The sequence below is a fragment of the Aquimarina aggregata genome (assembly GCF_001632745.1).
GTDB lineage: Bacteria > Bacteroidota > Bacteroidia > Flavobacteriales > Flavobacteriaceae > Aquimarina > Aquimarina aggregata.
Genome location: NZ_LQRT01000007.1, coordinates 102,475 through 124,418, shown reverse-complemented (window position 1 = coordinate 124,418; position 21,944 = coordinate 102,475). Strand labels below are relative to the sequence as shown.

Below are 21,944 nucleotides of genomic sequence, written 5' to 3'. Positions count from 1 at the left end.
ATAAAGATTTAAGGTGGTTATAGCAACGGGGCTCACCTCTTACCATTCCGAACAGAGAAGTTAAGCCCGTTAGCGCCAATGGTACTACAATCGTGGAAGAGTAGGTCGCCGCCTTCTTTAAAACCCTTCATTAAAATAATGAAGGGTTTTTTTATGCCCAAATTTTAAAAAGAAGCAAGTGAAATTATATAAATAATTTTAAAGAGTACCAATGCTTAACTATTTTTGTTGATATGAACGCACAATCTCCAACAGAAGAAAAATGGAACTGGATTACCCATGGATTTGGATTAATTTTATCCATATTGGGGCTTCTTGTCTTAATAAGTGAGAATGCTCATAGAACTGTATTTAGTACATTTTCTATTATAGTGTATGGGATTACTTTACTTGTATTATATTTTGCATCCACAGCATATCATTATGCTACAAATAGCAAATTAAAACGAAAGTTCAGAGTAATGGATCATGTAGGTATTTATCTCTTAATAGCAGGTACCTATACGCCAGTAACTCTAATTACTTTATTAGATAGTAAAGGCAAATTATTGTTTTTTTTGGTTTGGTCATTTGCAATTATTGGATCGTTGTTAAAACTTTTTTTTACTGGTAAATTTCAAGTCTTATCAATTATTCTCTATGTTGTAATGGGATGGTTAATAATTTTAGATATAAATATGTTAACCAATAAGATTGGTGCTGATGGTATAGGTTATTTAAGCTATGGGGGAGCATCTTATATGATAGGAATATTATTTTATGCTTTAAAAAGAATGCCATTTAGTCATGTAATATGGCATCTATTTGTTTTGGGGGGTAGTGTATTTCATTATATCTTAATTTATAAATATGTGATTTAAAAAAAAGAACATCAAAAGTATATTTCGATGTTCTTTTAAATGATTTTTGATTATATATTTTACCCTCTACATCCTCGAATAACTCCAAAAATGTAATCATCGGCAGCTTCGTTAAACTCATCACCACAGTTACGATCACTACCGCCACCACTTGCATTGTTTACATTACTGCATTGGTCATGATCCATACAATCTTTGGTCCATGCACTTGGAATCCACCATCTACCGCAATCACCACCACATCTACCCATACATCCATAGTTCGCTCTAGGCTTACTTCCAACTTTTACTCTATCACGATGATTTCCTCTTGAGTCATCATATTCGGCATTAACATAAGAGTTCTTTTTTATACAAGTAATACCTTCATTTCTACTTTTAAGATTGGTTGTGTTTAAGGGAGTTGTAACCTTTCTTTTTGAATATTGATAATTTTTAGGTGATTTGGACCAGTATTCCAGAAAACTTAAGAGCGTATACTCTGCCATCGATATATCTCCTTCCTTTGTATCTAAAAGATAATCTGCGATTGTTTTACCTAACAAAAGTGTATGGTCTTTTTCTTGCTCTGTTAATATATTATCGTAACCATTAATACTAATACTTTCATCTTCAAAGTTTACAGAGGCTTGAATTTCTTTTTTATTAATAACTAAAGAAACATTAAATAGTAGTTCTGATTTTGCAATTATAGAGTATGATATTACAGAGTTATCAATAGTGGTTTTACCATAAAATGCATCCTCGTTTTGTTGTTCAATACCTATTTCCTGTGCCTCAGGGCTAACAGAATTTGTTGTACATTTTGTAAAAGCGAATACTAGTAGCAATAGAGATATTGCCCTTTTAAGAAATTTCATAAGTGTTGAGTTTGTATTAATTATTCTTAAAAATAACAAATAATATAACAAAAACTTAAATTATAGTTAATATAATTAAGAATATGATATTTTAAATATCAACAAACAAACTTGATTTGTAAGGAGTATATAGGTCAAAAAAGACTAGTGTACTCAGTTTTTAAGAAGCCTTAGAAATAGTGGTAGTTATAAGGGATTCTATTTTTATAAAAAATTCTTCCTTTTTGTAAGGCTTTCTCATATAATCACTAAAACCAGAATCAGGATTCAGTATTTGATTTATAGTATCTTTAGTGTCCGAGGCTGTTAGAGCAATGATTGGTATATCAAGATTAAATTCTCTTATTTTTTTTGTTGACTCAATACCACCCATTTTGGGCATGTTAAGATCCATTAAAATAAGATCGTAAGTATTGTTTTTTACCATATCAATGGCAATAAGACCATTATCTGCAATTTCAGAACTATAACCTCTAGTTTTCAGAATGTTTTGTGTTACTATTTGGTTTATTTTGTTATCCTCAACCACTAGAATATTATAATCTTCATTATTTTTTAAGGAAATGAAAGTTTGCGGAACGTCTTTTTCGATTTTTTCTTCTTTGGATTGATTAATTTCAAATGGAATAGTGAAATAGAATGTAGATCCTTTTCCTAATTCGCTTTTTAGTTTAATCTCACCTCCATGTAGGTTTACTAATTTTTTTACAATATTTAACCCTAGACCGGTTCCGTTAGTATGGTCTTTGGAACTTGCCTGGGAAAATTTTTCAAATATTATTTCTTGTTTATCCGCAGGAATTCCTCTTCCATCATCCCTTATTTCAAATGTGATATCTACTTTGTTTTGCGTAATCACAGGGTTTTTAAAGTTTAACCAAATATTTCCATTTTGAGTAAATTTATTAGCATTACTAATAAGATTAATGAAAATTTGAGATAACCTTACAGAATCTCCTATTAGCATTGTCGGAATAGAAGAGTCAAAATTTAGATGTAGTGTATTTCCGTTTTTTTCAGCTTGATACTCAAATGAATTTTTAATGTCGTCTGCTAGACTTTTTATATTGTAAGTTGATTTATCTAGACTTATTTCGTAAGATTCCATTTTAGTGACTTGAAGTACATCATTAATAAGATTCAGAAGATGGTCTGCAGAAAACTTCATGAGCTTAATAAATTTGTGATTTTCTTCATCGTGGATTCTTTCCATTAGTATAGATGACAAACCTATTACTCCATATAAAGGTGTTCTAAGTTCGTGACTAACGGTAGATATAAATTTGGTTTTTACAGCAGCTAAGCGATCAGATTTTTCTTTCGAAATTTTAAGTTCTTTATTTCTTAATGCTAATGATTCTCCAAGTACTTTTGTCTTTTTATGATTATAGATAAAAAAGCAAAATAATATTAAACATAATAAAAGTAATGAAAGCGTAAATATTGATATGGTTTTGGATTGTTGTGCTTTTTGGGTTTCAATAGTATTTTTTTCTTCACTTACAATTAATTGTTTTTTAAATTGATTTGCCTCTAGCTTTTCATTTTCAAGTGCAGTTTGATGATGTTTAGTGTATTTTTTTAGAATAACATAGGCTTTGTCTTCTCTTCCTATTTTGATTAATAGTTCTTCATATTTTTGATAAATAATCATCGCCTGACGGTACAATTGATTTTTTTCGGCAATAGACGCAGCTACTTCAAAATATTTAATTGCTTGACTATAATATCTATTACCATCATAGTATTCGCCAAAACTAGTATACGTGATTGCTAATTTTGATGCATGTTGTTGATTACTACTAAAGAATTTTTTGCACTTTTCTAACAACTTATAGGCCTTTCTGTAGTGTTTGGTTTTTATATAGATATTAGCAAGATTTAACTCAAGAATATGTTGAGAATAATCATTTAAATCCTCAGAGTTTTCATAGATATATTTTATTCTTTTAAGAGCTCGTCCTGGTTTATTAAATCCATTTAAATATACTAATGCTATATTGTTGTTTATATCTATAGCCAATTCTGAAAAGCCCTTAAGTTCTTTTACAAAGAGATCAGCTATTTTGTAGTTTTCGAGTGCTAATTTATATTCTTTTGATGAAAAGTAAACTTTGCCAAGTAGATTGTATAAACTTCCTTTTAGGTAATATTCTTGTTTAGTGTTGAATTTTTCTGAAACATCTATAATTGTTTCAATAATCATAAGGCTATTCGCTCTTCCAATAGAATTTAGATGTTCTTCGGTATGAATAATTGCACTTTCTAATTCAGAAAATGACATTTCTTCATATTGTTGAGCTGTAGTGATAGAAAAAAATAGATGTATCCATATAAAGCATATATGATGCTTCTTAATTTTAAGACTATTCATTTTTTAATTCAGATTTGGGGCACGTAAATATATTCAAAAAATATTAAATATTAGATAAAACACATAAAAAACATGATGAATAACCATAATATTTAGATTTTTAACGTAAATAATGTAGGATTTAAGCTTCTTTTGAGTTAGGAAAAGCAAAATCTAGTGTTACCAAATGATAGACAACTTGTAATCTTATAATCTATTGTTTATAAATATATACGAACTGTAAATGAAGAAGAGATGAAAATTAAATTTTCAATAAACTGTTTAGCTTTTAATGTAATCTGAATATTCAATAAAGAATTCTTCAAGTTTTGTCATGTTTTGAGATAAAAATTGCATGGTTTTCTCCCAGGTATTCCTGTTATGAATACTTACATTATCTAATACGACATAAACACGAGAAATAACTTTTTCGTTATCCAATTGGTAGTTTTGATCATAAATAATGTCAGAAATATATTCTGAAATTAATATATTTTTTAGACTTACTAGTTTATCGTAGTAATACTCTTTAATAATTTCATCATACGTTTCTACGTCTATAGATACCAGAGCTTTTTTGGTTGTAAATGTAAATTTTAAGGATAAATCTTTGATTTTAGTGTTGTACAGAACCCATTTTTTTGGGTATTCCTTGCCAAAACTTGTCCAGAATTCTTGACGTATTTGTTTTGATTCGTCCTTGCTAAACATATTAAATAATATATGCGGTGGCTGTTGCTGCTAGAATAACTAACAGTTTGGTAATATTAAATTTATGCCCTTCATTACTTTCAAAAAGTATGGTAGTTGAGACATGCAAAAATATTCCTATTACCAAAGCATTTATTTCTCTATAATATTGTAGAATAGCTTCAAAGTTTTCACTAATAAATGTTCCTAAAGGAGTCATTAATGCAAAAATAACCAATGTAATAATAACTACTGACTTTTTTATTTTTGTATTTAGTAAAAAAGTGGATAAAATCATCGCTATTGGAATTTTATGAATGATTATTCCAGCTAAGACACCATCATTATGATGTATAGGAAATCCCTCTAACAATGCATGTAAGCCTAAGCTAATAAAAAGTACAGTAGGAAGTTGATTAGTTTCTTTATTTAGATGAATATGACCATGTTCGGCTCCTTTAGAGAAATACTCTAATATTTTTTGCAACAAAACTCCAATCATTATCCATACTCCAGTTCGCTTTGCAAAGGGGTTGTCTTCAAAAACTTCCGGTAGTAAATTAAAAATTGTGATCGCTAATAGAAAAGCACCACTAAAAGCTAATAGTAGTTTTAGATTTTTCTGATTAGAGGGTTTGAAAATAAAAACAATCAATGCTCCTATGAAAACGGCTGCTATGGATAAAATATAATTATACACTACTTAAATATCAGTATAAGTCTAGTTGAAGTCTTTTTGTTAAACTTTTGTAATTGATAATCACCAAAAACATCCAGTAGGTTTACGTCGGCTTGGTCGAAATAATTTTCAAAGTCTGACATGGTAATAGCTTTAACACGTTCTGTAAAGAAGAAATCTTCATTATTGTCATTAAATCTAATTTCCTTATAAATATAACCGTCTTCTAAGAATCGTTTTATTTTAAACTTAATGCCATTGACTTCTTTTACCTCTTCAGGAACTAAATTTTCAATAACATATTCTGAATTCATAAAATCTATTACACCAAAGCCATGATCGTTAAGATCTGATTTAATAGCTTTAATAGTATTTAGATTATCTTCTTCTTTATCAAAATACCCAAAACTAGTAAATAAGTTAAAAACAGCAGAAAACTTTTCACTGTAAGGTTTGCACATATCATGTACCTTAAACCTTAGAGTTTTGTTAGTATATTGAGAAGCATACTCAATACTGTTTTTAGAAAGGTCTACTCCAGTTACATCATACCCTAATGTATTAAGATATATACTATGGCGACCTTTGCCACAAGCAAGATCTAAAATTTTTTCTCCTTGTTCTAGACTAAGATAATTGGTCAGGGTATCCATAAAACTCCTAGCCTCAATGTCATTTCTGTCTTTATATAGTATATGATAGTATGGTGTGTCAAACCATGATGCATACCACATTTTTGAATCTTTTAGCATAAGGCGCAAAATTAATGTATTTTTGCGGTTTAATTACAGAAGAAGTTTACACTTTTTACAGTACCAATTATAAAATTTGTAAACCACTTTACTTTGAATCAATAAATAGTGAACAATTCATTTAAAATGGTAGCCAAAACCCTTTTCGGTTTTGAAGAAGTCCTTGCTAGAGAACTTAGGCATTTAGGAGCTCAAAAAGTACAGATAGGCAACCGAATGGTTAGTTTTTATGGTGATACAGGGTTTATGTATAAAGCGAACTTATGTTTAAGAACTGCAATTAAAATACTAAAACCAATAACTTCTGGAAGAGTACGAAATGAAAAAGATTTATATAATTTTATTCAACGTACAAAATGGGAGGAGTATCTAAGTAACAATGATACTTTTGCAATTCATGCTACTGTTAATTCAACTATTTTTAGTCACTCGCACTATATATCCTTAAAAACTAAAGATGCTATTGTCGATCAATTTAGAGAAAGAACGGGAGAAAGACCTAGTATAGAACTTGATCATCCTGATCTTGCTATAGATGTTCATATTCAGAATGACATGTGCACAGTATCCTTAGATAGTTCAGGTGGGTCATTGCATCATAGAGGATATCGAACAGCAACTAATATTGCACCTATTAATGAAGTTTTAGCAGCAGGGTTGCTATTACTTTCGGGGTGGGATGGGCAATGTGACTTTTTGGACCCTATGTGTGGTAGTGGTACTATGGCTATAGAAGCGGCTATGATTGCATGTAATATCCCTGCGAACCTTAATCGTAAAGAGTTTGCTTTCGAGAAATGGTTAGATTGGGATATGGATTTGTTTGAGAAAATTGAAGAAGCATGTCTTAATAAAACCAGAGAATTTAACCATTCTATTATTGGGATGGATAGGGAATACTCTGCAGTAAGAAAAGCGAATGTAAATGTAGAAAATGCCAACCTTACTGATTTTATAAAAATCAAAGAAGGAGATTTTTTTGAAAGCAATAAAGAAGTAGAAGGACCATTACATATGGTATTTAACCCACCTTATGATGAGCGATTAGAAATTAATATAGAAGAGTTTTACTCTCAAATAGGTGATACGTTAAAAAAGAGTTATCCAGGAACTAATGCATGGTTTATAACAGGAAATTTAGAAGCTCTTAAACATGTAGGGTTAAGACCTTCTCGAAAGATAAAAGTATTTAACGGTAAACTTGAATCTCGCTTGGTAAAATATGAGATGTACGCAGGTAGCAAAAAAGCAAAATTTCAAAATAAATAGTTTAGCGCATAGTAGGTTAGTTCTTCCTTTTAAAAAATGGAATTAGATAACTTAACGAATACCCATAGCCTACACCTATACTATTTATGTCGTTCGTTTTTCCAAATCCAGGAATGTAGAGATTGTCAAACCTTTCTGGAGTTTTTTCGCTGACCATACTTCTTAGGGATACATTAATTCCTAAATACAAATTTGCAAAAAGTTCTGCTTTAATACCTACTACTAATTCTATCCAACTAGCTGTTAAACCATCTTCAGAAATACTATCCGTAATTCTATTTTCACCAAAAAAATTGGTTCCTGTAAAAACAGCGTACTCGTTTAGTGTTTGATCAAAGGTTGAAAAGCCATAACGCAAACCTGCATATATACTGTTTTGCATCCCGTACCAATTACTATAACTATTATAATCAGCACCAATTCTTATGTAACTACCAGAACCTTCTGCATTTACATTATCTTCTTCTCGTAATAAAGATTCGTTTCCGATCTCTGCAGCAATAAAAAACTTTTTGGAAATTCTGTAGTCTCCTACAATTTCGAAACCTTTATACTCATCTTCAGCAGCTGTTCTTATAAGTCGACCAATATCTGCACCAACTCTAAGTCCATACTTTTCTGATGGCGGCAAAGTATCTCTAGGAGAAATCTTTTTTGGCTCATCTTGTGCTTGAATTAGACAAGTAAAAAGTATATTAATGAAAAATAAGTATATGTGCTTCTGCTTCATTTGTTACGTCTTCTGTTTGTACTGTAATATTTTTAATCCAATTGGCACCTCCTGTTTCAATAACCAAATCTCCATCGAAATCTCTAAAATTAACTTTAAATCCGCATGCACTACTTACATATTCATCATCTGTGGTATACGTAAAATTAATAGTATCTGAGTTTGAAGGAACGGGAGTGGTACCATCATTTGTTGTAATAGAATTGATTACAAATTCATAGCCTGTAGTGGTCATGTCTGTTCGTAAGGGAATAAAAATAGAATCTGTTAAAGTGGGTAATGGAAAAACAGGATCTATACCTTCACCAAGATCTCCAAGAGCTCTCACCTCTAACTCTGGAGGCGTTTTAATTTCAGTTTGGGTATCATCATCTATAAATTTGATAATTAGAAATGGAGTAGTACCATCTCCTGTACAGATATCATCTCGCTCACAACTATAGTTAAGGTTGATCATAATCAGAATACCAACACAAACAAACAGGTTTTTAAATAGTTTCATGCATTATCTTTTTTCTAATAGTACTACATTTTCTACATGATATGTTTGCGGGAACATATCCACAGGTTGCACTTTAGTAACTTTGTATGTCTCATCTAATAACGCCAAATCACGTGCCTGTGTTGCACTATTACAACTTACATAAACAATTTTGTTGGGCGAAATGTTTAATAGTTGCGCAACAACGTCTTTATGCATTCCATCTCTTGGCGGATCTGTAATCACCACTTCTGGTTGTCCATGTTGGGTAATAAAATCTTTTGTAAATACTTTTTTCATATCACCAACATAAAACTCTACATTATTAATATGATTATTTTTTGCGTTCTCTTTTGCATTTTCTATAGCTTCAGGAACTGCTTCTACGCCAATTACTTTTTTTGCTTTTTTGGCCACAAATTGGGCAATGGTCCCAGTACCAGTGTATAAATCATATACTAATTCTTCACCAGTTAGTTGGGCAAAATCTCGGGTAACCTTATATAACTCGTACGCTTGTTTAGAATTTGTTTGGTAAAAAGATTTAGCATTAATTCTAAATCGCAATCCTTCCATTTCTTCTTCGATATAATCTTTTCCTTTGTAGCAAATAACTTCTTGATCGTAAATAGTATCATTGCCTTTAGGGTTTACAACGTATTGTAAAGATGTAATTTCAGGGAATTCTTGAGCGAGATACTCTAATAAAAGCGTACGTTTTTCAATATCTTCTTTAAAAAACTGTACAAGAACCATTATTTCTCCTATAGAAGAGTTTCTTATCATTAGTGTTCTTAAAAGACCTTCCTGTTTTCTTGGGTTATAAAATGCAAGTTCGTTTTTTGTTGCAAATTCATTTACACTATTTCTAATAGCATTGCTAGGATCAGCTTGTAAGTGACATTGATCGATATTTAGAATCTTATCCCACATACCAGGCATATGAAATCCCAGTGCATTACGATTTTCAATTTGAGTATCACTTTGGATTTCTTCTAAGGTTAGCCAACGACTATCACTAAATGAGAATTCCATTTTATTTCTATAGAAAAACTGCTCTGATGATCCTAGTATTGATGTAACCTCTGGTAATTCGATTTTACCCAGTCGCGTAAGATTATTTATAACTTCTTGTTGTTTATAACCAAGTTGATGTTCATACCCCATAAACTGCCACTTACAGCCACCACAAGTTCCAAAATGTTCACATTTAGGAGCAACGCGTTTTTCAGATTGTTTATGAAATACGGTTGCTGAGCCTTCGTAAAAAGATTTTCTTTTTTTTGTAGTTTGAATATCTACAACATCTCCAGGGACTGCATTATTAATAAATATTACTTTTCCGTCAGGAGCTTTAGCTATACTTTTACCTTTAGCGCCTGCATCAATCACTTCGATATTTTCAAAGATTTGTCTTCGATTTTTTCTTGCCATAGCGCAAAAATAAGAATAGAAAACGTATTGCACTTAATTATTGAACATATCTTACAAAAGAAATATAAAAAATGAACCTATTTAAAATAGTAACGTCTATAGTATAAAGGACCTAATGATCAACACCAATAAAACATATGATTCTTTGTTGGTATTACGATACCAATCCGGAAGTAAAAAAGCATTCGCAATTCTTGTTAAAAGATGGCATGCAAAATTATGTAAACAGGCATATTGGTATACTAAAGATATAGAGGTGTCAAAAGATATTGCACAAGACAGTTGGCGTGTCATTCTTTTAAAAATAAAGATGTTAAAGGATCCTAATAGTTTTGGGAGTTGGGCATTAATGATTGTAAATAGAAAAGCTATTGATTGGTTACGAAAACAAAACAAAGAACAAGAAAGGTTAAGAAACTATACACATTATTGTAATAATGTGGTAAATGATATTACCGAAAATGATACTCAAGAAGCTATTATAGTTTTACGAAAAGCTATAAATAAACTACCTAATACCCAACAGCAAGTATTAAACCTTTTTTATACAGAAGAGTATAGTGTAAGACAGATAAGTGAAATTATGGGCGTTTCAACAGGAACGATTAAATCTCGTTTGTTTACTGCTAGAGAAAAACTAAAGTCAATTTTAAAAAGTAAAAATCATGAAAAATAAAATGGAAGATATTGATCGATTAATAAAAGAAACACTCTCTCGCGAAGAAGCAAAATTTTATGATGAGTTAGATGAGCAAAACCTTTTAGAAATGATAGGAGGGTTATTTAAAACAAAAAATCGATGGTTAATTGTCGTTATGAATATAGTAAATATTGTAGCATTTGTTACTCTTATTTATTGCATTGTTCAATTTTTGAATACAAATACTACGGATATGTTAATTAAATGGTTTGCGGCTGGATTTGTTTGTATTACATTCATGATAATGATAAAATTATTTTCTTGGATGCAAATGGATAAAAATGCCCTATTGAGAGAAATTAAAAGGCTGGAACTTCAAATCTCATCTTTGTCCGGAAAAATACCTGAATAAGATTTTAAGGTGAAACTTATATTTAGTACTTTGCGGCTAACTTCATTAGGATGATTTCTCTCCTGAGTTATTGAATCAAAGTAGGAATTGTAAAGTTTTATTTTAATACGTGAATAATGGCAATTTTAGAGAAAAAGTCATCACAACATTCAATTGAATTAGAAGACAAGTACGGAGCACATAACTATCACCCACTACCGGTTGTTTTAAACAAAGGAGAAGGTGTATATGTTTGGGATGTAGAAGGAAAAAAGTATTATGATTTTTTAAGTGCATATTCTGCAGTGAATCAAGGGCATTGTCATCCAAAAATAGTTGGTGCTATGACTAGCCAAGCACAAACTTTGACTTTAACCTCAAGAGCATTTTACAATGACAAACTAGGAGAATACGAGAAATTTGCCAGTGAGTATTTTGGTTTTGACAAATTATTACCAATGAACACTGGTGCAGAAGCTGTAGAAACAGCTTTAAAAATTTGTAGAAAATGGGCGTACGAAGAAAAAGGTATTTTTGAAAATGAAGCACAAATTATAGTTTGTGAAAATAACTTTCATGGTAGAACGACCACAATTATTTCATTTTCTAATGACCCTGTTGCCAGAAAAAACTTTGGTCCCTATACTGCGGGATTCATTAAAATAGAATATGATAATCTTAATGCTTTAGAAGTTGCTTTAGAAAATAATGCTAATGTTGCAGGTTTCTTAGTAGAGCCTATACAAGGAGAAGCGGGTGTTTATGTTCCATCTGATGATTATTTAGAAAAAGCAAAGGCACTTTGTAAAAAACATAATGTACTTTTTATAGCAGATGAAGTGCAAACGGGTATTGCACGTACTGGTAGATTATTAGCCACATGTGGTGATTGTTCTTGTTCTGATAAAAATTGTTCGGGAACTCCAAATGTTAAACCAGATGTGCTGATATTAGGTAAAGCACTAAGTGGTGGTGCTTATCCTGTATCTGCAGTATTGGCAGATGATCATATTATGAAGGTTATCAAACCAGGAAATCATGGAAGTACTTTTGGTGGTAATCCTGTAGCAGCTGCAGTTGCTATTGCTGCTTTAGAAGTAGTTAGAGATGAAAAGTTAGCAGAAAATGCTTTTGTTCTAGGAGAATTGTTTAGATCTGAGTTAAATAAATATATCGAAGGATCTAAAATAGTGAACCTTGTACGAGGAAAAGGATTACTTAATGCTATTGTAATAAATGATGATGAAGAGAGTGAAACTGCTTGGAATATTTGTGTAGCTCTTAAAGAAAACGGTCTTTTAGCAAAGCCTACTCACGGTAATATTATTCGTTTTGCACCTCCTTTAGTAATGAACAAAGAACAATTGTTAGAGTGTGTAGCTATTATAACGAAGACATTGAAAGAGTTTGAATAGATTCTTTTATTTAATGAAATTGCATAAAAATGGAGCAAATGATATAATCTGCTCCATTTTTCTTATCAAATAATTAAGATATCCTTATTGATTTATAATTTCAGACCACGGCATCATAGCGCCTAAAAAGATGATATACACAGCAATAATAAGCAAGTATATTGAACTTAATATGGTACCCACTATGGCACAAATTCTACCTGCTTTTAGATTTTCATATCCAGTATATAATTCAGGATTTGCATGATATATTTCCTTGGCTTTTTTAGCAAGAACTAACGCTATGATTCCAAAAATTAACCCCAGAATCCCGTAACAAAAACAGGTTACTATAGATGCGATTCCAAATATTAAAATTAAAGTAGCATTTGGCAATTGTTGCTTGATTTCCATAAATATTAGTAGAGTTTCATAAAATAATTTACAATGATAAGTATACTATTTAAAATATAAAAATAGGTTAATATTTTAGCCCCGTTTTTAAAATTAAATAGGATATGTAATATTAGATACCCAATCATGATTAATAAGGGTAATAAAGCAGGGTACATTAATAGAGATGATATAATATCTCCTTTTAGAAGGAGAATAAAACTTCGCTGAAGACCACAACCCAGACAGTTAATATCAAGTAACTGTTTAGTTGGGCAGTATAATAAGTTAGATTCAAGAAAATCAATAAAACTTTTCATGATACTACTTCTTCTAAAATAAAAAATCCTGTCTTTTTAGGACAGGATTTTTTACTAGTGTAACAAACTATTGTGCGTTACTATATCCTTGAGAAAAATCTTCAATCATTTGCTGATATCCATCTAAACCTACTGTTGATAACACATATATACTCCAGATGAAACTAATTGCACTAAGAATTAATCCAATTATAGCTAGTATTTTTCCTGTTTTTACGTTTTGATACCCAGAGTAGATTTCTGGATTTTCAGTATACAGGGCAGTAGCTTTTTTTGCCATAATAATAGCAATAATAGCAAAAATAATTCCTAAAATTCCATAACAACAACATCCTACAATAGATAGAATACCAAAGACTAAGATTAGGGTAGAGTTAGGTAATGTCTGTTTTTCCATAATTTAAATTGATTAGTTAAAAATTAAATTCATTTTTACAACATAACTTACAATCATAGTAACTGCAGTTAAAATCATAAGGGTCACTTTAATGTACCAATCATTTTTAAATTGTACAAAAAAGTTAAAACCAATAAATATAAGTGATAATAATAAAGGATATATCGCAGGATACATGTAAAATGCGTCTATAAATTCTCCTTTAAATAGAAGAGAAATTGATCTTTGCATACCACAACCTAAACAATCAACACCAAATAGTTTCTTGTTTAAGCAAGGGAGCATATACTTTTCCAAAGGCAAAAATTTTCTGTTTCGTTTGTGCAATATACATAATTAAGTTATTTCTGCTGTTTTTCACCTAGAAATTCTAATATTTGATACTTTTGCAAAATCAATTATTCAAAAATGAAAAAAATAACAAGTGTAGTCCTAATTGCGATTGGAGCAATAGCTTTACTCTCAGAAATAGCTACAAGTACAAAGAACTATTATATACAAATTGTAGGAGTAATTGCATTAATGTTGGGGGTGTTTATGGTTAATTCTAAGGTGAATTCCAAGACCAAACACGTTCAAGATGAATATTTTGAAGAAGAATAAGTATGATTACTATTGGAGACATGGTGTCTGTATTAGATGAACCCATAACTGGCAGAGTTTTAAATATTAAAGACAGTGAGGTGGTTATTGAAACTGAGGATGGTTTTGATATGACATTTCATATTAAAGAGGTTGTAAAGGTTCAATCAGGAGAAATGGTTATTCCTTCTTATGATGAAATACATAAGAACCTTCAGGAAAAAGATGTCTTTAAGAAAAAACCAAAACGACCAATTCAACGACCAAAAGAGAGAAGTGTACCGGCTATGGAAGTGGATTTACATATTCATAAATTAGTAAAATCTACTAAAGGTATGGCAAATCATGATATGATTACTTTGCAACTAGATACCGCAAAGAGACAGCTTGATTTTGCAATCCATAAAAGAATACCTAAAGTGATTTTTATTCACGGAGTTGGTCAAGGGGTGCTTAAAGAAGAATTAAAGTACTTATTTGGGAGATACGACAATGTTAGAGTTTCTGATGCGGATTATAAAAAATACGGTCTAGGTGCGATGGAAATCTATATTATTCAAAATCCAAGATAGTGCGTTTGTATTATGGTTTTGGAATTGTAAATTGATCAGTTCCTAAATTGAAAACTTCTTGTCGTAGTTCTATATCTTCACCTTCAAAAGTAACACTAGAAAACATAAAATTTCTATCATAAACAATTTCAGTATCCGTTTCTGATGCTATAGTATAGTTTATAGATAAGGTTCCGTTATTACTTATTAGTTCTTGAGTCACGTTAACATTAGCAGGTGGTATACTTGCGCAAAAATATGTAGCATTAATTGCAGTGTCAAATTGTCTTGAGATTAATAAGTTGGTTGTGGTGTTTAATTGAATTGTTAAGGGTACAGTGATATCCGCAGGAACTGTATTGAGTTCAAAAGCAGTACTGGTAAAACTTAATGATATTGCCTGATTAATTGCACTATCTATTTTAAAAATCACAAAGTTATCGCCATTAGAACAGTTTTGTAATGGAGCAGTAAAATTAATGTTGTTTTCAATTATGTCACCTTCACTACAGCCAATAATCATTAAAATTAAACTAAAGAGGTAAAATGATTTTTTCATGTTTTTATGATTATTATTCTAATAGGTTCCTAGTTACTTCAACATCTCTTGTTCCAAAAATATCGTTTTCGAAATTTTGTTCATTACCATCAAACATCATATTGGTAATTCTGATTATGGTTCTAAATGTAGTTCTTACTGTGCTGTTGGCTAGACTGGGAGTAGCTGTATCATTTCTTTCTGTAGAATCAGCATCAAGATAATTATCAATACCATCTTCGTCACTATCGTCATCTCTGGGATTATTATTTCCTATAGAGCCATCTGCATTAACGGTTAGATCTTCATTAATAGTTGGAATCATATCACCATCATCATCATCATCTAGATAATCTGGAATCATATCACCATCCGTATCCTGAAATACATTATTATTTGCGGTTAAATTTCCTAATTCGGCACTAGTTAGTACATTGTCATTGTCGTCATCTTGATCTTTAAAGTTAGGTAAGCCATCTCCGTCGGCATCAAATATTTTTTCTAGGGTATCACAAATGCCATCACCATTTACATCCGGACATTCAGGTGTTGTTCCGCTTCCATTGGCAGTACTGTCTTGATAATTTGGTATTCCATCATCATCGATATCTGCAGTGGGATCAATTCCACCTGATTCTTCTATAGGATCTACACCATCTTGATCATCTTCAGCTACAATTTCAGTTGTGATTGCTGCATTTCCAGAAGTAGCGATAAGCTCATCTGTTACTCTTATTGAGCTAGAAGGTATATTTGCACAATAGTAATCACTTGTAACGGTAACATTAAATTTTCTGTAAATTAAACCATTAGATTCACCTGTAGCTAAGTCTATATTTATTGGCATTTCCGAAACAACATTTTCTTGATATGGTCCTATAAAATTAAAGGATATTGCTTCGTTATTTGTAGGATTAATTTTAAAAAACACAAATTCGTTTTCTTCTGCTCCGCTACAAACTTGAAGAGCCACATCGTCAAACTCAAAACTGGTGACTATAATGTCTCCGTCATCACATGAGACTATAGATACTAAAGAAAAAATAAGAAAAAACAACTTTTTCACACGTTCAAAATTTATGAATTATTAGACTTGACATTACATACTTTCATTCTAAAGACGAAAGAAAATATAAAATGTTTTTATCAATGTATTTTTTAACATTATTTGACAAAAATAAAGTAATTGAAAGATTATAACGTATGTGCTCTAAAATAATTTCAATTAACTATTTTTGTAACCATAAAAATTACGAATATTGTAATAGATTCAATTCGTTGTTATGAATACCTTTTATTTTTCTTATTAAGCTTCTAATTATTTGATTTTTATGCAAAAAGTTTATTTTGATAGTGCCGCAACAACAAAGGTAAGGCCAGAGGTTATTACCAAAATGGTATCAGTTTTGGAAGAAGATTTTGGAAACCCTTCTTCGACTCATGGTTTTGGTCGTTCTGCCAAGAATCATATCGAACAAGCTCGTAAAAATATCGCTAATTATTTAGGTGTTAAGGCATCAGAGATTATTTTTACTTCAGGAGGTACAGAAGCGGATAATTTGGTACTACATAGTGCTGTTCGTGATTTAGGAGTAAAACACATTATTACTTCTAAAATAGAACATCATGCAGTTTTACATACTGTACAGGAAATAGAGTCTTTTACAGGAGTAGAGGTAAGTTATGTAAATATTACAGAAAAAGGTGCTATTGACTATACTCATTTAGAAACATTATTAAATAGTTCTCAAGAAAAGGCTTTAGTTAGTCTTATGCACGTTAATAATGAAGTTGGTACTTTATTAGATATTGATAGAGTAGGTGATTTGTGTAAAACACATGATGCCCTTTTTCATAGTGATATGGTACAATCTATTGGGCATTTAGAAGTAAAACTAAATGAACTAAATGTAGATTTTACAGCAGTAAGTGCACATAAATTTCATGGTCCAAAAGGGGTTGGTTTCGCATATATTAGAAAAAATTCTGGATTAAAACCTTTGATTTTCGGAGGAGAACAGGAGAGAGGGTATCGCGCGGGTACAGAAAGTGTTCATAATATTGCAGGAATGGATGAAGCGCTGCGTCTGGCCTACGAAAACCTAGACGAAGAAAAGGCTTATGTATTAGACTTAAAAAAATATTTCATAGATGTATTAAAAAAAGATATTCCTGGAGTTAAATTTAATGCTAGTTGTTGTGATCATGATTACAGTACGTATACTTTAATTAATGTTTGTTTACCAGTTTCTCAAGAAAAAGCAGGGATATTATTATTTCATTTAGATATTAATGGAATTGCTTGTTCTAAAGGTAGTGCTTGCCAAAGTGGCAGTAGTAAAGGGTCGCATGTGTTAACCGAGATTTTATCTCCTGAGGATTTAGAAAAACCATCTGTTCGTTTTTCTTTTTCAAAATACAACACCAAAGATGAAATAGATTATGTTGTTGATGTATTAAAGAAATTTATGAATGAATAGAAATATTAAAATTTCATTCCTAGACGTACATTGAATACGCGAGGAGTTAAAAAATTAGGAACAGCAAATTGCTGCTGACTAGATGCATCACGCACAAATGTATTTGTTATAGCATTTTGAGAATCAAATAGGTTATAAATTACAAAACCAAGGCTTAATTCTTTAAAATTGTTAAAGAAACTTCCTTGGGATAATCGTTTGTCACTATCTACTACAATATATGAAATTCCTAAATCAGCTCTTCGATAATCTCTTAGTCTTGATTGATCTGCAAAATCATATGGATCTGCAAAACCGGGCGAACCACTAGGTAACCCTGTTTGATATACCATGTTTAAATACATTTTTAGGCTTGGTATAGTAGGAACGTAGTCCTGAAAAAGAACACCAACTTTTAAACGCTGATCTGTTGGTCTTGGGATGTAACCTCTATTATCTATATTTTCTTCGGTTTTTAAATAACCAATACTTACCCAGCTTTCAGTTCCTGGAACAAATTCACCATTCAGACGTAAATCTAAGCCATAGGCAAATGCTTCAGCATTATTATTAGCACGATACCGTATTCTAACATTTTCGATAGTATATGGGTTTACATCTGTTAGTTTTTTATAATACCCTTCTGATGACAGAACGAAAGGGCGTTTCCAAAGTTTAAAACTATAATCATGGCCAAGTACTGCGTGGATAGATTGCTGTGCTTTGACTTCGGGAACTACAACTCCAAATTGATTTCGTAGCTCTCTGTAAAATGGCGGTTGATGATACCATCCTCCTGACAGTCTAAAAATCATATTTTGTTTCCAATTTGGTTTTATGGCAAATTGTGCACGCGGGCTAAATACTATTTGAGAATCACTACTCTCTACAGTAGGTCCCGAAATATTCCAGTTGTGTGCTCGAACTCCTATATTTGTCCAAATCTCATGATCGTTAATAGAAGAACGTAGGTTGTATTGTGCATATCCTGAAATTCGATCAATTTTGGCATTATTAATAGCTCTTACACTCTCGAAAGGTACAATAGGAGAGGCAAAAGGAGTACGAGGTTCATCATTTCGAATATCTAGAATAATAGGTCGCAATGAGAAACCAGCAGAGTCGATAATCTCGAATTCCTCTAAACGATCTCTAATATCTTCAGAAGTATATTTGATACCCCAATCAAACTGATGTTGATCCTGAATATAAGTTCCTTTATGTTCTGCATTTACAATTACAGCATCCAAATCATTACGAGCATGCGTTAATTGTGAACCTACTCCTTCACTAAATTCGATTTCTCCTACATTTTCACTTCCAATATCCGTGTTTACTGTTCCTAGTGCATAATTTGCAAAAATATCAAAATGCTCTTGCTCTTGGGTTTGATAAGCAGATGCTATAAACTTTAAGGTTAGATTTTCGTTAGGTCTATACGTTCCTTTAAGTGCTCCAAAATAAGTTTCGTACTTATCATTTTCTTGACCTTGATATGAAACCGTTAATGCTTGTACAAATTGTAAGGTACCAAAATTTACCTGTTCAGTTAATGGTTCGTAGTCGTATGTGTTTAAAGCCAAATTTCCTAAAAAACCTAATTCAAATTTATCTGTAACATTGTAAGATATATATGTCTGAATATCCGCAAAACTAGGTTTAAAATTAACTTCAGTATTTCGGGAGTTTACCAATAAACTATTGTCTCTATATCTTAAACCGATAATAGCTGCTAACTTTTTACTTTTAGATATACCTCCGGCAGATACACTTGCTCCTAACAAGCTTAAATCTGCTGTAGCTCCTAGTTTTGTAGGTCTTTTGTATGTAATATCAAGCACAGATGATAGTTTATCTCCATATTTAGATTGAAACCCTCCTGCAGAAAAATCAACATTACGAACCAGATCAGTATTAACAAAGCTTAGTCCTTCTTGTTGTCCAGATCTAATTAGAAAAGGTCTGTATACTTCAATTTCGTTAACATAAACAAGATTTTCATCAAAATTACCACCTCTTACCGCATATTGAGTACTTAATTCATTATTAGAACTTACCCCAGGTAAACTTTTAAGTAAACCCTCGACACCTGCATTTGCAGAAGGTGTAGCTCGTATAGTTTCTGGGTCTAAAATAGTAATTCCTTGTACCGTTTTTCTTTCCCTACCAGATATAACGACTTCACTTATTTGTTCTACACTTGTTTTTAAAACCGGATTAAGTTCATATTCTTGATTTTCATCAAGTTTGATCATGAATCGAAGGTTTTTTAAGCTTATATGTGAAATATTTACTTGAATCTCTTGATTTGCAGGTATAGTTAATTCATAAACACCATTTTTGTCGGATTGTGTACCAGAGTTATCATAAGATATGTTTGCTCCTGCTATAGGTGTATTATTTTCATCTAAAACAACCCCTTTTAGTGTGGCCGTTTGTGCTGTTGAATAAATGCTCGCAAAGAGTAATGGGATCAGAAAAAGGAAAAATTGATTTTTCAAGAATTAAGAGTATTTAAGGTTTTCTATAGAATGTCGTTTCGAATGTTGCTCTATTATCTAGATTATCTAACACAACAAGTTTAAAATTATTTTCTGAATCTGAAATAATATCATCGTTAAAGTCATAAATTAACATTCCTGTTTTGTAATCATACTCCATAAGGATAAACTTCCCATTAAGAGTACCTCTATAACTTTTAATACCAGATTCTGAATCATTGATTTTTACTTTTAAATGTGTTGCTTTAGAAATCCATTTTTTACTTGAAACATTTATCGGAACAATTGTTGGTTTTTGCGTATCTGTAAATAAAGAATATTTCCCGAATGTACGAGTTCGAGTAGAGAATCGACTTCCTTTTTTTGAAGTCCTTGAATATGAAATTTTGTCATTATTATACATACGACCGATATACAACTTTTTTTTATCCTCTTCTTTATAATGTGAAACATCAAAAACTAAAGTCATATTTTTGTGAAGCGGAGTTTGATCGTTATGTATGTGCGCAATTTCTCCTGTGACAGACAAATCCAAATATGTATCATCATATAAACTTCCTTTAGGTATGAGTAGGTCAACAATACCTGAATTAAATGTATAATTCTCTGAAGTAGTTGCAAGATTTGGTGTTACATTTTTTTCTTTTTTTATAATAGAAGAGGAGAGTTTACCTAGTATAGGGACTTCGATCGTAGTGGTGTTATTTTTAAAATCTTTAATATGAATTTTATAATTATAAGAAAGACTATCTTCTATATTTAGAAAACCATTATTTGATTTGGTTTTATAGACTGTTAAAGGGTTGTTTTTTTCAACAAACAATTTACTAATTCTAGTGCGGTTCTTTTTGTAGTACGAGTAATCTATTAGTCTATTAGCATATCGAGTTTCTGAAAAAGAAAAACGATTCATTTCTAGTTTTAGATTTTCTTGTCCATTAATTTCTGTGGTAATCTTATATACACCATTATTGTTGTTGGCGAGATCTTGTTTATCTATTGTTGAAACGCCAAATCCAATTTTACCTAGCGCTTCTATATTTTCAGCTATAAAAGTTCCATTTTCATTGGGTATCAATTTAAGTTGAAATGTTTTTTGATGCCCATTTACATGTGCGTTTTTATCTAGAGTATATGCCCAAAGACCTTTTACAATTGGTTTTCTAGTATCTTTTACTTCGATTCCAAAATTCATTGGGTTCATAGGGCGAGACCTTGTATCTCTGATTTCAAAATGAAGATGAGGCCCAGAACTACCTCCGGTATTTCCACTATATGCTATAATGTCTCCTTTTTTAAGTAACAAAGAATTGGATTTAGGAAAAAGTTCTATCTCATAGGATTCTTTGGCATACTGTTTTTCTTTTACAAAATCTTCAATTTCTGGAGCGAATTTTTTTAAATGAGCATATACGGTAGTATAGCCGTTGGGGTGCACAACATAGAGAGCTTTACCATATCCCCCATGAGAAATTTTTATTCTACTGATTCTTCCATCTGCTGCTGCATACACATTCAAACCCTCTTCGCCATTGGTTTTCATATCTAATCCAGAATGAAAATGGTTAGATCGTAACTCACCAAATGTACCAGATACAACCATAGGTATATCAAGGGGGTTCATGAAATAATCTTTAGTGACATCTTTTTGTCCATAACAAAAAGTCAAA

24 protein-coding genes and 1 rRNA gene are annotated in these 21,944 nt (G+C 31.3%); 9 read left to right on the top strand and 16 right to left on the bottom strand.

Annotation, left to right across the window (positions count from 1 at the left end; genetic code table 11):
• Positions 1–9 precede the first annotated feature (9 nt).
• Both rrf and trhA read left to right on the top strand, forming a co-directional pair.
• Positions 10–117, top strand: a 5S ribosomal RNA gene (gene rrf / locus AWE51_RS10270).
• A 116-nt stretch (positions 118–233) separates the two neighbouring features.
• On the top strand, positions 234–860 hold the full coding sequence (gene trhA, locus AWE51_RS10265) for a PAQR family membrane homeostasis protein TrhA (RefSeq protein WP_066313100.1): 627 nt from the start codon (positions 234–236) through the stop codon (positions 858–860).
• A gap of 59 nt (positions 861–919) precedes the next feature.
• Here trhA and AWE51_RS10260 read toward each other — a convergent pair whose 3' ends face one another.
• The 5 genes from AWE51_RS10260 to AWE51_RS10240 all read right to left on the bottom strand — a co-directional run bounded on the left by AWE51_RS10260 (position 920) and on the right by AWE51_RS10240 (position 6,194).
• Positions 920–1,720 (bottom strand): hypothetical protein, encoded by an 801-nt coding sequence (locus AWE51_RS10260; protein WP_066313091.1) that lies wholly within the window; start codon positions 1,718–1,720, stop codon positions 920–922.
• A 160-nt stretch (positions 1,721–1,880) separates the two neighbouring features.
• On the bottom strand, positions 1,881–4,094 hold the full coding sequence (locus AWE51_RS10255; protein WP_066313087.1) for an ATP-binding protein: 2,214 nt from the start codon (positions 4,092–4,094) through the stop codon (positions 1,881–1,883).
• A gap of 261 nt (positions 4,095–4,355) precedes the next feature.
• Positions 4,356–4,784, bottom strand: coding sequence for a DUF4268 domain-containing protein (locus AWE51_RS10250; RefSeq protein ID WP_066313086.1), 429 nt, complete (start codon positions 4,782–4,784; stop codon positions 4,356–4,358).
• Between the two features lies 1 nt (position 4,785).
• On the bottom strand, positions 4,786–5,463 hold the full coding sequence (locus tag AWE51_RS10245; RefSeq protein WP_066313083.1) for a ZIP family metal transporter: 678 nt from the start codon (positions 5,461–5,463) through the stop codon (positions 4,786–4,788).
• Positions 5,463–6,194 (bottom strand): class I SAM-dependent methyltransferase, encoded by a 732-nt coding sequence (locus AWE51_RS10240; RefSeq protein WP_066313080.1) that lies wholly within the window; start codon positions 6,192–6,194, stop codon positions 5,463–5,465. The genes AWE51_RS10245 and AWE51_RS10240 overlap by 1 nt, the downstream gene beginning before the upstream one ends.
• Before the next feature lie 126 nt (positions 6,195–6,320).
• Between AWE51_RS10240 and AWE51_RS10235 the strand changes: the two genes are divergently transcribed.
• Positions 6,321–7,463 carry a THUMP domain-containing class I SAM-dependent RNA methyltransferase gene (locus AWE51_RS10235; RefSeq protein WP_066313078.1) on the top strand — a complete coding sequence of 381 codons (1,143 nt, stop codon included), beginning with the start codon at positions 6,321–6,323 and terminating at the stop codon, positions 7,461–7,463.
• A 16-nt stretch (positions 7,464–7,479) separates the two neighbouring features.
• On the opposite strand, the gene AWE51_RS10230 is transcribed toward AWE51_RS10235, so the two are convergent.
• The 3 genes from AWE51_RS10230 to rlmD are packed head-to-tail and all read right to left on the bottom strand — an operon-like array spanning position 7,480 to position 10,108.
• Complete coding sequence (locus AWE51_RS10230) at positions 7,480–8,193, bottom strand: DUF6048 family protein (RefSeq protein ID WP_066313076.1); 714 nt, start codon at positions 8,191–8,193, stop codon at positions 7,480–7,482.
• Positions 8,159–8,695: a DUF6452 family protein gene (locus tag AWE51_RS10225; protein WP_066313073.1), complete on the bottom strand. Its 537-nt coding sequence runs from the start codon at positions 8,693–8,695 to the stop codon at positions 8,159–8,161. Before AWE51_RS10225 ends, AWE51_RS10230 begins: the two co-directional genes overlap by 35 nt.
• A gap of 3 nt (positions 8,696–8,698) precedes the next feature.
• On the bottom strand, positions 8,699–10,108 hold the full coding sequence (gene rlmD / locus AWE51_RS10220) for a 23S rRNA (uracil(1939)-C(5))-methyltransferase RlmD (RefSeq protein ID WP_066313071.1): 1,410 nt from the start codon (positions 10,106–10,108) through the stop codon (positions 8,699–8,701).
• Between the two features lie 115 nt (positions 10,109–10,223).
• On the opposite strand from rlmD, the gene AWE51_RS10215 reads away from it, so the two are divergent.
• The 3 genes from AWE51_RS10215 to rocD all read left to right on the top strand — a co-directional run bounded on the left by AWE51_RS10215 (position 10,224) and on the right by rocD (position 12,554).
• On the top strand, positions 10,224–10,784 hold the full coding sequence (locus AWE51_RS10215; RefSeq protein ID WP_066313068.1) for an RNA polymerase sigma factor: 561 nt from the start codon (positions 10,224–10,226) through the stop codon (positions 10,782–10,784).
• Positions 10,774–11,160 carry a DUF6768 family protein gene (locus tag AWE51_RS10210; RefSeq protein ID WP_066313065.1) on the top strand — a complete coding sequence of 129 codons (387 nt, stop codon included), beginning with the start codon at positions 10,774–10,776 and terminating at the stop codon, positions 11,158–11,160. The genes AWE51_RS10215 and AWE51_RS10210 overlap by 11 nt, the downstream gene beginning before the upstream one ends.
• 116 nt (positions 11,161–11,276) lie before the next feature.
• Complete coding sequence (rocD, locus tag AWE51_RS10205) at positions 11,277–12,554, top strand: ornithine--oxo-acid transaminase (protein WP_066313062.1); 1,278 nt, start codon at positions 11,277–11,279, stop codon at positions 12,552–12,554.
• A gap of 84 nt (positions 12,555–12,638) precedes the next feature.
• Here the strand turns inward: rocD and AWE51_RS10200 are convergent, their stop codons facing one another.
• From AWE51_RS10200 to AWE51_RS10190, 4 genes are all read right to left on the bottom strand, one after another.
• Positions 12,639–12,947, bottom strand: a complete 309-nt coding sequence (locus AWE51_RS10200) for a CCC motif membrane protein (protein WP_066313059.1) — start codon at positions 12,945–12,947, stop codon at positions 12,639–12,641.
• Positions 12,948–12,952: 5 nt separating this feature from the next.
• On the bottom strand, positions 12,953–13,246 hold the full coding sequence (locus tag AWE51_RS27220) for a DUF2752 domain-containing protein (protein WP_082832385.1): 294 nt from the start codon (positions 13,244–13,246) through the stop codon (positions 12,953–12,955).
• A 67-nt stretch (positions 13,247–13,313) separates the two neighbouring features.
• A complete protein-coding gene (locus tag AWE51_RS10195; RefSeq protein WP_066313056.1) occupies positions 13,314–13,643 on the bottom strand; it encodes a CCC motif membrane protein in 330 nt (109 codons plus the stop codon).
• Between the two features lie 12 nt (positions 13,644–13,655).
• On the bottom strand, positions 13,656–13,874 hold the full coding sequence (locus AWE51_RS10190; RefSeq protein WP_370449580.1) for a DUF2752 domain-containing protein: 219 nt from the start codon (positions 13,872–13,874) through the stop codon (positions 13,656–13,658).
• A gap of 162 nt (positions 13,875–14,036) precedes the next feature.
• Here AWE51_RS10190 and AWE51_RS10185 point away from each other — a divergent pair, with 162 nt between their 5' ends.
• On the top strand, positions 14,037–14,246 hold the full coding sequence (locus tag AWE51_RS10185; RefSeq protein WP_449371664.1) for a hypothetical protein: 210 nt from the start codon (positions 14,037–14,039) through the stop codon (positions 14,244–14,246).
• Between the two features lie 2 nt (positions 14,247–14,248).
• Entirely contained in the window at positions 14,249–14,797 is a 549-nt protein-coding gene (locus AWE51_RS10180; RefSeq protein WP_066313050.1) for a DNA mismatch repair protein MutS, read from the top strand.
• Between the two features lie 10 nt (positions 14,798–14,807).
• Here AWE51_RS10180 and AWE51_RS10175 read toward each other — a convergent pair whose 3' ends face one another.
• Positions 14,808–15,335: a hypothetical protein gene (locus AWE51_RS10175; RefSeq protein WP_157766066.1), complete on the bottom strand. Its 528-nt coding sequence runs from the start codon at positions 15,333–15,335 to the stop codon at positions 14,808–14,810.
• A 13-nt stretch (positions 15,336–15,348) separates the two neighbouring features.
• Positions 15,349–16,380 (bottom strand): hypothetical protein, encoded by a 1,032-nt coding sequence (locus AWE51_RS10170; RefSeq protein WP_157766065.1) that lies wholly within the window; start codon positions 16,378–16,380, stop codon positions 15,349–15,351.
• 265 nt (positions 16,381–16,645) lie between these two features.
• On the opposite strand from AWE51_RS10170, the gene AWE51_RS10165 reads away from it, so the two are divergent.
• A complete protein-coding gene (locus AWE51_RS10165; RefSeq protein ID WP_066313042.1) occupies positions 16,646–17,794 on the top strand; it encodes a cysteine desulfurase family protein in 1,149 nt (382 codons plus the stop codon).
• Positions 17,795–17,799: 5 nt separating this feature from the next.
• Here the strand turns inward: AWE51_RS10165 and AWE51_RS10160 are convergent, their stop codons facing one another.
• Together AWE51_RS10160 and AWE51_RS10155 are read right to left on the bottom strand one after the other, a co-directional pair.
• Positions 17,800–20,274: a TonB-dependent receptor gene (locus AWE51_RS10160; RefSeq protein WP_066313038.1), complete on the bottom strand. Its 2,475-nt coding sequence runs from the start codon at positions 20,272–20,274 to the stop codon at positions 17,800–17,802.
• Between the two features lie 13 nt (positions 20,275–20,287).
• The gene (locus AWE51_RS10155; RefSeq protein WP_232517374.1) at positions 20,288–21,898 is read right to left on the bottom strand and encodes a M23 family metallopeptidase; all 1,611 of its coding nucleotides are present in this window, start codon (positions 21,896–21,898) and stop codon (positions 20,288–20,290) included.
• Positions 21,899–21,944 lie beyond the last annotated feature (46 nt).

Excerpts from the sequence above, each read along its gene's own strand:
- trhA (WP_066313100.1), top strand. The coding sequence starts at position 234 with ATGAACGCACAATCTCCAACAGAAGAAAAATGGAACTGGATTACCCAT.
- AWE51_RS10260 (WP_066313091.1), bottom strand. The coding sequence starts at position 1,720 with ATGAAATTTCTTAAAAGGGCAATATCTCTATTGCTACTAGTATTCGCT.
- AWE51_RS10255 (WP_066313087.1), bottom strand. The coding sequence starts at position 4,094 with ATGAATAGTCTTAAAATTAAGAAGCATCATATATGCTTTATATGGATA.
- AWE51_RS10250 (WP_066313086.1), bottom strand. The coding sequence starts at position 4,784 with ATGTTTAGCAAGGACGAATCAAAACAAATACGTCAAGAATTCTGGACA.
- AWE51_RS10240 (WP_066313080.1), bottom strand. The coding sequence starts at position 6,194 with ATGCTAAAAGATTCAAAAATGTGGTATGCATCATGGTTTGACACACCA.
- AWE51_RS10235 (WP_066313078.1), top strand. The coding sequence starts at position 6,321 with ATGGTAGCCAAAACCCTTTTCGGTTTTGAAGAAGTCCTTGCTAGAGAA.
- AWE51_RS10230 (WP_066313076.1), bottom strand. The coding sequence starts at position 8,193 with ATGAAGCAGAAGCACATATACTTATTTTTCATTAATATACTTTTTACT.
- AWE51_RS10225 (WP_066313073.1), bottom strand. The coding sequence starts at position 8,695 with ATGAAACTATTTAAAAACCTGTTTGTTTGTGTTGGTATTCTGATTATG.
- rlmD (WP_066313071.1), bottom strand. The coding sequence starts at position 10,108 with ATGGCAAGAAAAAATCGAAGACAAATCTTTGAAAATATCGAAGTGATT.
- AWE51_RS10215 (WP_066313068.1), top strand. The coding sequence starts at position 10,224 with ATGATCAACACCAATAAAACATATGATTCTTTGTTGGTATTACGATAC.
- AWE51_RS10210 (WP_066313065.1), top strand. The coding sequence starts at position 10,774 with ATGAAAAATAAAATGGAAGATATTGATCGATTAATAAAAGAAACACTC.
- rocD (WP_066313062.1), top strand. The coding sequence starts at position 11,277 with ATGGCAATTTTAGAGAAAAAGTCATCACAACATTCAATTGAATTAGAA.
- AWE51_RS10200 (WP_066313059.1), bottom strand. The coding sequence starts at position 12,947 with ATGGAAATCAAGCAACAATTGCCAAATGCTACTTTAATTTTAATATTT.
- AWE51_RS27220 (WP_082832385.1), bottom strand. The coding sequence starts at position 13,246 with ATGAAAAGTTTTATTGATTTTCTTGAATCTAACTTATTATACTGCCCA.
- AWE51_RS10195 (WP_066313056.1), bottom strand. The coding sequence starts at position 13,643 with ATGGAAAAACAGACATTACCTAACTCTACCCTAATCTTAGTCTTTGGT.
- AWE51_RS10190 (WP_370449580.1), bottom strand. The coding sequence starts at position 13,874 with ATGCAAAGATCAATTTCTCTTCTATTTAAAGGAGAATTTATAGACGCA.
- AWE51_RS10180 (WP_066313050.1), top strand. The coding sequence starts at position 14,249 with ATGATTACTATTGGAGACATGGTGTCTGTATTAGATGAACCCATAACT.
- AWE51_RS10175 (WP_157766066.1), bottom strand. The coding sequence starts at position 15,335 with ATGAAAAAATCATTTTACCTCTTTAGTTTAATTTTAATGATTATTGGC.
- AWE51_RS10165 (WP_066313042.1), top strand. The coding sequence starts at position 16,646 with ATGCAAAAAGTTTATTTTGATAGTGCCGCAACAACAAAGGTAAGGCCA.
- AWE51_RS10155 (WP_232517374.1), bottom strand. The coding sequence starts at position 21,898 with ATGAACCCCCTTGATATACCTATGGTTGTATCTGGTACATTTGGTGAG.